This is a genomic window from Porphyromonas sp. CAG:1061 (assembly GCF_000435035.1).
GTDB classification, from domain to species: domain Bacteria; phylum Bacteroidota; class Bacteroidia; order Bacteroidales; family Porphyromonadaceae; genus Porphyromonas_A; species Porphyromonas_A somerae.
In genome coordinates, this window is the sequence record NZ_HF988945.1 from 1 (window position 1) to 12707 (window position 12707).

At 51.2% G+C, this 12707-nt stretch carries 10 protein-coding genes and 1 pseudogene; 5 read left to right on the forward strand and 6 right to left on the reverse strand.

What is annotated here, in order from left to right:
- From QVO39_RS08030 to QVO39_RS08060, 6 genes and pseudogenes are all read right to left on the reverse strand, one after another.
- On the reverse strand, positions 1-869 hold an 869-nt coding region (locus QVO39_RS08030; RefSeq protein ID WP_288171940.1), incomplete at its 3' end, for a hypothetical protein.
- Between the two features lies 1 nt (position 870).
- Entirely contained in the window at positions 871-1677 is an 807-nt protein-coding gene (locus QVO39_RS08035) for a metal ABC transporter permease (protein WP_021903732.1), read from the reverse strand.
- A 3-nt stretch (positions 1678-1680) separates the two neighbouring features.
- A complete protein-coding gene (locus tag QVO39_RS08040) occupies positions 1681-2115 on the reverse strand; it encodes a FeoB-associated Cys-rich membrane protein (RefSeq protein ID WP_021903733.1) in 435 nt (144 codons plus the stop codon).
- A 266-nt stretch (positions 2116-2381) separates the two neighbouring features.
- A complete protein-coding gene (locus tag QVO39_RS08045; RefSeq protein ID WP_018028617.1) occupies positions 2382-2639 on the reverse strand; it encodes a DUF1858 domain-containing protein in 258 nt (85 codons plus the stop codon).
- Positions 2632-3502, reverse strand: a pseudogene (locus tag QVO39_RS09185) (PAS domain-containing protein); the annotation flags it as partial. The pseudogene QVO39_RS09185 and the gene QVO39_RS08045, both read right to left, overlap by 8 nt.
- Positions 3483-4268 carry a DUF438 domain-containing protein gene (locus QVO39_RS08060; RefSeq protein ID WP_021903736.1) on the reverse strand — a complete coding sequence of 262 codons (786 nt, stop codon included), beginning with the start codon at positions 4266-4268 and terminating at the stop codon, positions 3483-3485. The pseudogene QVO39_RS09185 and the gene QVO39_RS08060, both read right to left, overlap by 20 nt.
- 294 nt (positions 4269-4562) lie before the next feature.
- Between QVO39_RS08060 and QVO39_RS08065 the strand changes: the two genes are divergently transcribed.
- The 5 genes from QVO39_RS08065 to QVO39_RS08085 all read left to right on the forward strand — a co-directional run bounded on the left by QVO39_RS08065 (position 4563) and on the right by QVO39_RS08085 (position 12463).
- A complete protein-coding gene (locus QVO39_RS08065) occupies positions 4563-4931 on the forward strand; it encodes a DUF488 domain-containing protein (RefSeq protein ID WP_021903738.1) in 369 nt (122 codons plus the stop codon).
- 251 nt (positions 4932-5182) lie between these two features.
- The gene (gene frr, locus QVO39_RS08070) at positions 5183-5701 is read left to right on the forward strand and encodes a ribosome recycling factor (RefSeq protein ID WP_502685074.1); all 519 of its coding nucleotides are present in this window, start codon (positions 5183-5185) and stop codon (positions 5699-5701) included.
- A gap of 10 nt (positions 5702-5711) precedes the next feature.
- Positions 5712-6668, forward strand: a complete 957-nt coding sequence (rsgA, locus tag QVO39_RS08075) for a ribosome small subunit-dependent GTPase A (RefSeq protein ID WP_021903741.1) — start codon at positions 5712-5714, stop codon at positions 6666-6668.
- Positions 6669-6725: 57 nt separating this feature from the next.
- Complete coding sequence (locus tag QVO39_RS08080; protein WP_021903742.1) at positions 6726-7562, forward strand: tetratricopeptide repeat protein; 837 nt, start codon at positions 6726-6728, stop codon at positions 7560-7562.
- Complete coding sequence (locus QVO39_RS08085) at positions 7559-12463, forward strand: alpha-2-macroglobulin family protein (protein WP_021903743.1); 4905 nt, start codon at positions 7559-7561, stop codon at positions 12461-12463. The genes QVO39_RS08080 and QVO39_RS08085 overlap by 4 nt, the downstream gene beginning before the upstream one ends.
- The last annotated feature ends 244 nt before the right edge of the window (positions 12464-12707 follow it).

Here is a 12707-nt window from a genome sequence, read left to right on the forward strand (position 1 = left end):
GTGAGGAGAAGGTAGGGGTAATCGGCCTGATACTCTGCTGGTAGGGCTTGCTGTAGAGCGAGGGCTGTGACCCACTGCTCTCGCTGATAAAGGAGGGGGCGGAGGGTGAGGAGGGCAGCGGTCTGCCATTCGCTCTCGGGAAGCTGTAGAAGTTGTTCGGTCGCTTTCTGGAGGTGGAGGGTATCGAGCTGCTGTAGTGCCGAGCGGTAGGTGATGTAGGCTTGCTCTTCGGCAGTATTGCCAGTGGGGCTACCGCCTAGCTCGACGGTGGCGGTAAAGCGCTCCCATTGGGAGGGACTTTTGCGGGAAAGGTACTGCAGGGGCGCTTGGGCGGAGGCATCGAGGTGGTGCCACAATCGGGCGGCACGATAGGCGAGAGGGCTCTTGGGTTGTTTCAAGAGTTCCTCTAAGTGGTGAATGGTGTTGAGGGTATCGCCTTGGGCGAGGGCAATGACTGCTTGTGAGGCGGGGTCGGGATTGGACCAAAGGGCGAGCAGGCGACTAGCCTCGGTGGGGTTGTCCATCAGTAGGTGGGCATTAATCAGCTGTAGGGTGTCGGTGGCTCTCTCAAGGAGTGCCAAGCCATCGCCGAGTAGTTGTGCCACTCTTTGGGTGAGGGGGTCATTAGTGGGTAGGCGGTGAAGGAGGTCGGTGAGTGGCTGTTGATAGACCCCTTTTTCGTCGTATAGGTAGAGGGTTTTGGGGGGACGAAGGGTGGGGGAAGAGGCGAGTAATTGTGCCTCTATTTTTGCCACTTCTTGCTTTAGAAAGTAGTGTTGGTTGTAGCTTTTTGCCCTATTCAGCAAGGAGCAGCCCGCTAGTAAGCAAGGGAGGAGGAGTAGGGCGAGGAAGGCTTTGGAACCACGCATCTCAGGCAGTTTTGGGGCGGGGTAGGGCTTTGCAAAGCAGAAAGACTACGGAGAGTAGGATCACCGAGAGCACGCCTGTGGGGAGATTGAGGTAGTAGCTAGCAAAGAGGGCGATGAGCACGGTGACGGTGCTGAGGAGGGTGCTTCCGATGATGAGCCTCTTGAAGCTATGGGTGTAGCGGCTGATGGTCATTTGTGGTAGGGTGAGCATACTCATCACCATCATGATACCCATCACGCGGATGCTGAGGACGATGCCGATACAGATCCACACCATCATGCCGTACTGGTACAAGCGGTGGCGCAGACGGCGTATCTGCATAAATTCGGGGTCGAACGAGGTGTAGAGTAGTGGCCAGTAAAAGAAGCCGAGTAGCAGTGCTGTGACGACTACATAGATGCCAAGTAGCCAAAGCTCTAGTGGAGTAACGAGTAGGATATTGCCAAAGAGGAAGCTACTGAGGCTGGGGGTATACCCTGGGGTGAGGAAGGTGAAGAGGATGCCGAGGGCCATCCCGAGCGACCAGATGGCGGCAATGGCGGAATCTTCGCGGACGGCTCCTTTTCGGCTCAGCCACTCTACCCCTAGCCCGCTGAGGATAGCGGCACCAATGGCGTAGAGGAGTGGGTTTTGCCCCAAGAAGAAGCCTAGCCCGAGTCCCGCAAAGGAGCTGTGGGTGATGCCACCAGAGATGAAGACCATTCGGCGGACTACTACAAAACTGCCCACGATGCCAGTGATCAACCCAGTGAGTAGCACGGCAATGGCAGAGTGGGTGAAAAAGCTGTAGTTGAATAGTTCTAGCATCGTTTACGCCTCTCTATTGAGATGTTGCTCTAGCTGAGTGAGGATGGTCTTGGGAATCGGTAGGCGACGCAGTCGGATGCTCCTTGCCCATGCCGATACCTCCTCTGGGCGGAGGGTTTGGAGTACCTCTTGCCACTCTTGTAGCTCGCCAGGGGTGTAGTCCTCTCCATTGCGCTGGCGGAAGCGGTCTAGCTCCTGATCTTCGAAGTAGACGATGTGGGGCTTCTGCTTTAGCTTGGCATGGAAACATTCTGTACCGCCACAGCAACCGCTGCAGCTATGCTCTGGTGTGTGGCAAGGCTCTTGTGGCACCTTTCCATCGTTGGCTTTGAGCATCTTCCGTAGGTAGTAGATTCCCAGCACTGCTAAGGCAATGAGGAGAACCACTACTATTATCGTTATGACGAGTCCCACCCCTAATGTCATTGTTCCATTCATATCTCCTTTATTTATATAGTGCAAAGTTACAGATATTTTTCCAAGGCGTGGCACCACAGTTTTTGGCATCGTTTGGGGGTCTATAGATAAGGACCCCTCAGCCGAGGTCCTTCTGCCCTATCTGAAAGGAGCTAAATGCGTCTGTTTGTTGGCGTTGTTTTACCCCCACCCCTCTACTTGCAAAACACGAGGAGACTCAACCGCCTTGAGCTGCGATTGAGTCTCCTTTTTCTAGAGCTCGTCCAAGATAGACGAACTTATAAACTCTACTTTGGCAGGTCAAGTGGAGGCTGTCCGACGGCTTGTCGTAACGTATTAACCAGTAAGGCTAAGTCCACATCGCCCATCTGTGCTGCGAGCTTGAGCGGAGTACGAGGTGCTACAGTCTTGCGCAGTATCGGATTGGTCAGATTTCTATACCGATCCGAGAGCGATACAAGCGTATCGATGAGCTCCGGGTAGCGGTCTAGCATCGCCCCCACTTTGGTCTCAGGGGTGATGAGGAGAGGTGTCGTATCAGTCATAATTCAGAAGCGTCCTAGAGCCTTCTAGTTGCCGTAGCTCAGTAATATCTTGAGAGCACTCAACGACCCCTAGATAGTTACCCTCGGGGTCACGCACAGCTGTGTACTCTATATAGATAAATCGCCCACGGAAGTTGCCAATCCAAAACTTAGCACAGCTCTGGCGACCACTCTTGAAGTCGGCAAGGATAGTCTCTACGACATGGACACTTTCGGGCGGATGACACATACGTACATCTCTACCGATGATGGATCTATTGCGAGCGAAGACTCGCTTGGGGCTGTGAGAGTAGAAGCGTACCTTATCGTCTTTGTCCACAAAGGTGATGTCTATTGGGAGGTGGATGAGTAGAGCCTCTAGTTCCGCGACACTAAAAGCACCCGTGGAGAGCCGTATAGCATCATGGCTCTCGTACTGAAAGTGCAGGTTGCTCTACGACATGGACACTTTCAGGCGGATGACACATACGCACATCTCTACCGATGATGGATCTATTGCGTACGAAGACTCGCTTGGGGCTGTGAGAGTAAAAGCGCACCTTATCGTCTTTGTCCACAAAGGTGATGTCTATCGGGAGGTGGATGAGTAGAGCCTCTAGTTCCGCTACGCTAAAGGCACCAGTAGACAGCCGTATAGCATCATGGCTCTCGTACTGAAAGTGCAGGTTGTCCGCCTCCACGTCTGGTTGCCATACAGTCTGCGGGTCATATAGGCAGTATCCAAACTCTGGTGTCTCCTGATAGATGTGATACCACTCAGCCTCTGTCAGTAGGTCCAGTGTCATTGGGAAGAGGATCATCTCCTCTTTGGTGATCATGCTGTCCAGCATCTCCACTGCAGGGTCAAAGGTCTCTACGATGTGGGTCATATAGACAGTATCCAAACTCAGGGGTCTCCTGATAAATGTGATACCACTCAGCCTCCGACAGTAGGTCCAGTGTCATGGGGAAGAGGATCATCTCCTCTTTGGTGATCATACTGTCCAGCATCTCCACTGCAGGGTCAAAGGTCTCTACGATGTGATCTCTCAGAGATGCCGTATCTGAGATCTCTCCAGAGAGTACTGCTATGGCACTCTTGAGTAGCTTCCTAATCTCATCGTGCTTGCCCCACATGACTACAGGAGGTCCAGTCACTCCATGCTGCTCTAAGTATGGGAAGAGCAGGTACTCCTTGCGCAGATAGTGCTTGTCTACATCCATCAGTCGGTTGAAGATAGATCTCAGACTTAGCAAGAGCTCCGAGAGCGGATGCTCGCAATGCTCCCCTTTGATCTCTTTTGCCAAAGCATTGTACTCGGAGACTACCTCCCCTAGGGCTACATTCTCTGCTCTAAAGGTGTCAATGGGATGCCCCGCAGGCACCTCTTTAGCTCCACTCACATCTATAGCTCCCTCTAGGATCTCTGAGTGGTGGTCGCAAAAGATCTGTATCTCATCTGTCGATAGTAGTCCCTGATCTATTAGCTCCTGCTCCACAGCGACGACCTCTTGGTAGGGGATAGTGTGGAGGAGTGTGGAGAGTTGCCGCTTGAGAGCTTCGGGCTGCTCTCCTTGATGTAAGCGCAGGAGTATCTCTTTGAGCATCGTCTTGCGCTCATCTGGCGTGTTATGTAAGAATTCGCTCATATTTCACTGATCGTTTAACGTGAATTTATATTAGTCTAGCAAAGACATGATGGCTATCCCTTAGGCTAGTTGACCACTAGCAAATATACATATTTTGGTCAGATTATAAGAAATATATCCCCCGTAATTTCCGTTTGCTTCGTGAAGCTTTCCGATTTCCTTGGGAGAGATTGAAATCTGCGGAGATCTAAGAGTCGCTATGAAGTGCGGTTGTAGCACCATATTATGATGATTTATTCGTACATTTGTCTTTAACCGCAAGTAATGAATTCACCTTAAAGGAGACAATACATAATGAATGAATTGAGATGCAAGCGAATCTATGAAACTCCAGTTGAAACAGATGGGTTTCGCATTCTTGTGGACAAACTATGGCCGCGAGGGATGAAAAAGGAAAATGCTAAAATAGATTTATGGGCTAAGGAGATCACACCATCAGATGGACTTCGAAGATGGTTTTCCCATACTCCTGAAAAATATGATGAGTTTAAAAAGAGATACAGACAGGAATTGTCAGAGAACTCGGCATCACAAGAGTTTAAAGATTTGTGTGTGCAGAAGTTGCAAGATCACAACGTGACCCTTCTGTATGGCGCAAAAAGCGAGAAATGCAATCATGCTGTTGTTTTGAAAGAGTGGTTGGAAGAACATATACACCAGTAAGAAAAAGTTGATATGTTTGAGATTGCAGGGGCGATTGACTCGCTTGACTCGTTTGACGGCTATCTTACACCCTTCACCCTCCAAAAACGTTTAGGACACTATTGATGAAATAACTATTTTGCGATGAACCCTTTGTACTTATGGGGATAATTCTCTATCTTTGTAATGAATTATATAGACTATCCAACCAAATTCAATACTGACAGTTTATGAAAGATGTAGCTACTATCCTGAAAGAGACCAAAAAGGCGATGAGCGAGACCATCGACTTCCTAGATGACAAATTGGCTAAGATACGTGCCGGCAAAGCGAATCCCAAATTGCTTGATGATATCCGTGTCAATTATTATGGCAATCCTACCCCACTCAATAATGTGGCGAATGTATCGGTGCCAGATGCTAAGACGATCATCATCACCCCTTGGGAGAAGAATATCATCCGCGATATTGAGAAGGCGATTATTGATTCCGACCTCGGCATTATGCCTGAGAATAATGGCGACTTGATCCGAATTGGAATGCCACCACTCACCGAGGAGCGTCGTCGCGACCTAGCAAAGCAAGTGAAGGGTGAGGCGGAGCAGGCCAAGGTGAGTGTACGCAACGCTCGCCGTGATGCGATTGATACGCTCAAGAAGCAGGTGAAGGATGGCATGCCTGAGGATGCCTCTAAGTCTGCTGAGGGTGATATCCAGAAGATGCACGACGACTTTATCAAGAAGATTGATCAACTCTTTGCCGCTAAGGAGAAGGAGATAATGACCGTATAACTACGATGCCATGACCGGCTTAGTTATCCAAAATAGAGGGAGTCTGTACCAAGTAAAGGTAGCAGATGTTGAGAGCTATAGCTGCAAGCTGAAGGGGAGTTTCAAGGTGAATGATATCCAGACCACCAACCCTGTGGCGGTGGGTGATGTTGTTGACTTTGAGCTACCCGAAACAATGGAAGAGGCGAAGGGGCAAGAGCATTTGGGGTGGATCACTAAGATCCATCCGCGTACTAATTATATTATCCGACGCTCCTCCAACCTCTCCAAGCAAGCACATATATTAGGTGCTAACCTCAGCCGAGCCCTCCTTTTGGTGACGGTCAATTATCCAGTTACCTCCACTACATTCATTGATCGGTTTTTAGCTACAGCCGAGGCATATCGGGTGGAGGCAGCCCTTGTCTTTAATAAAGCGGATCGCTACAATGACCACGAAGAGCGTAAGCTCAATGAGCTGATGAGGCTCTACGAGGGCTTGGGCTACCGCTGTTTCAAGATATCGGCGAAGCATGGGCAAGGAATGGAGTCACTGAAGGAGTATATCTCCACAGGCATTACTCTGCTTAGTGGGCATTCGGGAGTGGGGAAGTCTACCTTTATCAATGCCCTTGTACCAGGGGCCAATCTCCGCACTCAGGATATCTCCGAGGCACACAATATGGGGGTGCACACCACCACCTTCTCCGAGATGATCCCCTATGGTACTGAGCCCGATACCTATCTCATTGATACTCCTGGCATCAAGGGATTTGGCACGATAGAGTTTGAGCGCGAAGGGGTGAGCCACTACTTCCGAGAGATCTTTGAGCTGGGGAAGCAGTGCCATTTCCACAATTGCACCCACACGCACGAACCTAAGTGTGCCGTCTGTGAGGGGCTCAATAGAGGCACCATCGCACGCTCTAGATACAAGAGCTACCTCAGTATCTTGCAGGATGAGGATGAAGGGAAGTACCGTCTGTAAAGGGGTATAAACTCCTCTTCCAAACAAACCTTCTCCAAATAGTCACGTCTAAGAGTTATGAATAAGTATATTTGGAGTTTACTGGCCCTTGCCTGCTCCTATCTGGGAGCTGTAGCACAGCAGCCGACAAAGGGCGATAGCTACGAGGCACTGGTGATGCGCTACTACGATTACTACGAGGCTCAGAAGCCCGATAGTGCAGAACTGGTGCTCCGCGAAGCACTCACACGCTATCCCGATAAGGAGAGCAACTTTGTGCTCCACGGCAATCTTGCCGAACTTCTTGTGGCAAGGCAAGACACCTTAGCTGCTATTTCCGAACTCACAGAGGCCCTTCGGCTACAGCCCGAGGTGACGCAGCTCCGCTCTCGCCGTGCTGAGTTGTACGAAGGGGTGGCACGGTATCAAGATGCCCTCCTCGACCTCGACCAACTCATTCAGCAGAATCCGGAGTGGGAGATCCCTTTATATAATAGAGCGAGGGTTCGCTCCGAGCTAAGGCTACACAATGGTGCTATCCACGACCTTGAGCAGATACTAAAGCTCAATACCGAGGCCTATCTCCCTCGCATAGCACTCGCCAAGGAGTATCAACTCTCTGGTGACCCGCTTTCGGCGGAGAAGCTACTGACGCACCTGATAGATAAGTTTCCAAAGATCCCCAACGCTTACCGAGCATTGGGTTGGCTGCTATTGGAGCAAGACCGAAAGGCGGAGGCCCTCGATAGGGTACGGCACGTGATACAGGAGCTGAAGGTACCGACAAAGGAGGATTACCTCTTGCGAGGAGCAATCTGGAGCAAGTATGGAGAGGAGAAGGAGGCGGAGGCCGACTTTGAACGAGCAAAGGCACTAGGTGCTACGGATGATGAAATTAAAAAGGTAAGACAATGAAGAGATTAATTAAGTGGTTACTGATCCCCGCACTACTCGTTAGTGCCATCGCAGCGTGGGGCAAGATAGAGAAGACAATGAACCCGACTGAGATAAATATTACCGCTGAGGTACGAGCCCTCAATAGGCTATACACCAATTATGGGCGTGCGCTGACGGAGTACGATAGCTCCAATGACGCCTCTGCCGACACCCTCCTTTGGAGTCCCGAGAAGACGAGGGAGGAGAGCCGGAAGTTGCTCACCCAGTTGCTCCATCAGAGAGAGCTCCTTCGGCTACTTCCTAGCGAAGAGCTTAGCCGTCAGCAGCGTGTAGAGCGGTGGGGTTTTTATCTCGATTCCTCTAAAAATCAATACTACAACCTACTGGAGATACTCAATCAGTTTGTCTCTAGTGACAAGGAGTTAAAGCCTTTGCTCACGAGTGAGCTAGAGGTAGCTCTGCAGAAGGAGTTTTACCCAGAGGCATTCCAGATAGTGCGGTATTTCAATCTCCAACTTGATGAGGTGAAGCTCAAGGAGTGTCGCCCACGGTTTGCCGAGACCGATGAGGGGCATTTGATAGATATGTGGCTCCTTCGCTACCGATTGATACACGAACTAAGGGAGCTGGAGATAAAGCTTTCGGATGACCACGCCACCGAGCTAGATGAACAGTGGACGGCTATGGTAGTTCCTTTTGAAAGGGAGGGAGAGCGACTGTTTACTCAGCTCAAAGGGAGTGCCTACGAGTCGGAAGCCGAGCAAATCTATCAGGAGTATCTAGGTGACCGCTTGGTTGCGATCCGACCCGAGGTGTTGAATACCGCTACTGGCGAGGTGCGTATCAAGGTTTTTGGTATTCTATCAAAGCCGAATAAGTTACAGAGGAGTGGAGGTGTCACCATTGGTGAGCTCCCTAAGGGGATTGTCCGTAAGACCTTCACCGACCGGCTCTCAAAGGTGGCTTTCTACGCTTATTCTCTTGAGGAGGGGCAATACCGCACCCATCTCTCCTACGAACTTCTTAAGGTCTATACTTACGACCTAGAGAATTATTGCAAGCAGATAGAGGTGCTGGACCGTGCCACTGGTGCCCCTGTGCCCAACGTACGGATTGATCTAATGGATGGAGATCGCAAGGTATTTACTACGATGGCGGCCGATAGTGAAGGACGAGCTTTACTCCAGAGCAGACCAAATTATTACTGGGCAGTGGTGAAGGATCCACGGTTGATCACTGAGGAGCAAGTCTATATTAGTGAGCTACCAAGAGCTCAAAAACAGAGGGAGACAAAGGTTACCAGATTCTATACCGACCGCCCTATCTACCGTCGTGGGCAGGAGGTCAAGGTGGGCACCGTCACCGCTAAGTACAAAGGCGATGACCGACACGTTTTGCCCTCTGAGCCTCTTACGATTAAGCTTCAAGCCTATCACAACTTCGACTTGGTTACCCTCGAGACGAAGAAGGTGACCACCAACCAGCACGGTGTGGCGGAGCTCACCTTTACCCTACCAGAGGATCAGGATCTCTCCAACTTCCAGCTCATTTCTAAGTGGGGCAATAAGGGGATTGAGGTGCAGGACTACAAGCGTAGTTACCTCCAGGTCTCTATAGATAGCATCCCCACCGGTTATCTCTATGCCCATCCGATGAAGTTCTATGGGCAAACGACCGACCTCAATGGGCTACCTACGCCAGCTACCGTGGAGCTTCTCTATGGAGGTGATAAGAGGATAAAGGTGACTTCGGGTGTCGATGGTCACTTCCTTATCACCACGCCCGCACTCTCTGAGGAAGAGGATGAGTATGGAGATAGAATTGAGCTATCTGCCTCAGACGCTCTTGGAAATACCGCACGAACCTCTCGTTACCTTGAGCTACTCGATACCGATATGCCCCTGGATGCGGAGTCTCTTATTAATGTGGACACATCCATTAATAAGGAAGAATTCACGCTCTCTACTACCCTCCAGCCCTATAATCATCGGTTGCTCGGAGATATCTCCGACCGCGTTATCTCTGCCTACTTGGTGAATGAGCAGGATACCATTCCGCTAGGCAACCTCCCAGTGAATGGCGAGCAACAGTTCTCCCTTCCTAACCTCCCCAGCGGTGGCTACCACCTACAGCTCCGCACGGTAGATGGGTATGGAGAGGAGCAGCGAGATGAAACCTACCAAAAGTACTATTTCTATAGCTCCAGCGATACTCAGCTACACGATAAGTACCCAATTTGGGCTGAGTTCCTTCCCGATGGGGCACTTCTCTTTGGTTCGAGTAACGATCAACTCATCATCCTTTCTCTTGAAAAAGAGGACAAGACTATCTACAAGGAGTACATCAAGGTGGTAGCCGGCACGCTCTACAAGCACACGCTGCCACAAGTGGGTGCCGAAAGGGTGATGCTACAGTCGCTCCGTAATATGGAGACGAGGGTGAAGCGATTGGACCTACCAAAGGAGGAGGTGGCAAAGGAGAAGGCGAAGCTCGAAGGCTTTGCTTTCGATGAAAGCATTCGCCCAGGCAGTGAGGTGGAAAAGCGGGTCAAGGTGATTGGCAAGTCGGGACAACCGCTTGCCAACTCCCCAGTCATTGCCACTGTTTATGATAAAGCAGTCAAAGATGCTGCTTTGAGTGTAGGGGCAATGCCATGGATTCCTATAGAGAGTGGACTAAGGCTAGAGAATAACTTAGAGGGAGCCGTCTATGGGGCTCGTGCTCCACTTCGTCTGATGGCGGTAACCGAAGCGGCACCAATGGAGATGAGTAAGCAGGCAGCCCTAGATGAAGTGGTGGTTACCTCAGCACCTGAGGAGCCGGCTCTCCGCACCAACTTTGCCGAGACAGCCTACTTCTCGGCACTCCTTGAGACTGATCAAGAGGGCGAGCTACTTCTGAAGTTCAAAGCCCCCGACACGCAGACTAAGTATGTCGCTTACCTCTATGCCTTCAACGACAATCTCACCGAAGAGGTACTGGAAAATACCACCCTAGAAGTCTACTCGCCACTCAGCATAGAGCTTTCCACCCCACGTTACCTTGTGTGGGGCGACCGCCTCGACGGCTCTGCTCAGATACGCAATACTGGTGACCAAAGCTGCGCTACCACCTATGTGATTACCTCTGGTGCCGAATTATTGGCTGAGGGAACGATAGAGGTGCCAGCCCACGAAACGGTTAGCGTCCCCTTTAGCACCACCGCTCCACAAGCAGCAGAACTCCAATTGCAGGCAAAGATCACTTCGGGCGAACTGAGTGACGGACTAGAGCGGGTGATTCCGCTGATCAGTAACCTCTCCACCTACACGGTGGCGCTCCCCATTTCACTCTACAAGGAGTCGCAAGTGACCCTTGCCCCACCTAAGCAAGAGCTCGCTAGCAGTGACCTGATGCTCCAGCTTTACTTTGATCCTATCCAATTGCTTCTAAGCAAATTGGCCATTAGCCATAGGGAGAGCCTCAAGAGCGACCTCTCACTCTTTGGAGAGCTCCACTTCTATAGCGTCTACAGCCGTCTCCATAGTTACCTGAAGTCGAATCCCGAGCTAGCAGTGCGGCTACAGAAGGATGCTAAGGAGCTGAGCTTGATTAAAGGGAAGCCAGCTCACTGGAGCGACCGAATAGCCGACCCTCAGACCTTAGCTAGTTTCTACCAATTCATCACCAACGAAAAGGCACTTACAGAGCGACTAGCTCAGATAGAGAAGAGCATTCAGAGCCATGCCGTCTCGGGTGGAGGCTTCCGCTATAGTCTTAAGACGTTGCACGCCACTCCTTGGCTCACCCATTATATACTAGAGCAATTGGGTGGCTTGGAGGTGACCAATCCAGAGCTACAAAAGAGTCTACAAGCCTCTCTTCCCTACTTGGCTAAGGAGCTACAGAGGGAGGATAGCTACTACGGAGACTTCGTCGCCTTTGCACTCATTGCGCACCAATATAGCTACCCACTGCCCGACTTTGGCGAACCGATGAAAAAGCAAGTGGACGCTCTCCGAAAGGGGTACCAATCTGCCAGCAATAGCACGATGCTACGATTTGCAGAGTACAGTCGGATCTACGACCAACCTGAGGTCTACGCCCAGGTGCGTCAGTTCATCAAGGACCGCAGTGGCTACACGTTTAATGATGATGAGAAGCTCACCCTCATGCTCTTCCTCAATCAAGATGAGCCAGAGGTGAGCCAAGAGGTGGTGAAGTTTGCCTTGCAGGTGAAGCAAAATGCCATTTGGTACGACCAAGCGATCGTGCGGGTGGCACAGCTGATCCTTGACAAGGTGACCCCCACCACCATTAGCGACCGTGCCACACTCACCATCAATGGTGAGCGCTACCAGCTTTCGCCTACGGAGAGAGTGACCGGCACCGTAGCAGTGCGGTACCCCGCCAAGGAGGGGCCACTCACACTCACCTGGAGTGGCATCCAGAGCGATTGTATCTTTGGAGGACTCTCATATCTCGTGACCCAACCGAGTGCTAAGGTCACCCCAACGGGTAAGCGGCTGACGATTAAGAAACAGATCTACGTCCGCAAGGTCGATAGCAACGGGAAAGAAAGCTTTACCCTAGCTACCAACGTCCAGAAGGGCGATAAGCTGATAGTCCGCTACCTCCTTGAGGCAAAGCAAGACCTCAGTCTGGTCACCATACAAGACCCACGCCCAGCTGCGGCGGAGATGGGCTACGACTTTGAAGGCTTCCGATTGGCAGACCGCCTTTGGTTCGACTATAGTCGTCGCGACAATCACGACCGACTATACATCGACTACCTACCACGCGGACGCCATCAGATAGAGCTTGAAGCGGTCGCTACCCAGAGCGGTCACTTCACCTACGGCCCCGCCCAGATCCAGAGCTACTACGCCCCCGAGTATGCCGGTAACTCCTCCGGTGGCTCCCTCGAAGTGGCGAGATAGCATCCCATCACATATATATGATATACGACCCTTGTGGCTGCATGCTTGCAATCACAAGGGTCGTTGGTTTTGGACCCCTCGTAACCCGCCAGTCTTTGGCTCTGGGGGAGGGCGAGTCTTGACTGGGGGGTAGCTGAATGGCACCCTGTCGGGTGCTGTGGAGCTACTTATCGGACAAGTTGAAAAACGATTTTATATCTTGCTATAAATCAGGGTAGTATCCCAAAAAGTGTGTAAGGCAGAA

Coding starts and splice junctions, on each gene's coding strand:
- QVO39_RS08065 (WP_021903738.1), top strand. CDS start 4,563: ATGAATGAATTGAGATGCAAGCGAATCTATGAAACTCCAGTTGAAACA.
- QVO39_RS08035 (WP_021903732.1), bottom strand. CDS start 1,677: ATGCTAGAACTATTCAACTACAGCTTTTTCACCCACTCTGCCATTGCC.
- QVO39_RS08040 (WP_021903733.1), bottom strand. CDS start 2,115: ATGAATGGAACAATGACATTAGGGGTGGGACTCGTCATAACGATAATA.
- QVO39_RS08060 (WP_021903736.1), bottom strand. CDS start 4,268: ATGAGCGAATTCTTACATAACACGCCAGATGAGCGCAAGACGATGCTC.
- rsgA (WP_021903741.1), top strand. CDS start 5,712: ATGACCGGCTTAGTTATCCAAAATAGAGGGAGTCTGTACCAAGTAAAG.
- QVO39_RS08080 (WP_021903742.1), top strand. CDS start 6,726: ATGAATAAGTATATTTGGAGTTTACTGGCCCTTGCCTGCTCCTATCTG.
- frr (WP_502685074.1), top strand. CDS start 5,183: ATGAGCGAGACCATCGACTTCCTAGATGACAAATTGGCTAAGATACGT.
- QVO39_RS08085 (WP_021903743.1), top strand. CDS start 7,559: ATGAAGAGATTAATTAAGTGGTTACTGATCCCCGCACTACTCGTTAGT.
- QVO39_RS08045 (WP_018028617.1), bottom strand. CDS start 2,639: ATGACTGATACGACACCTCTCCTCATCACCCCTGAGACCAAAGTGGGG.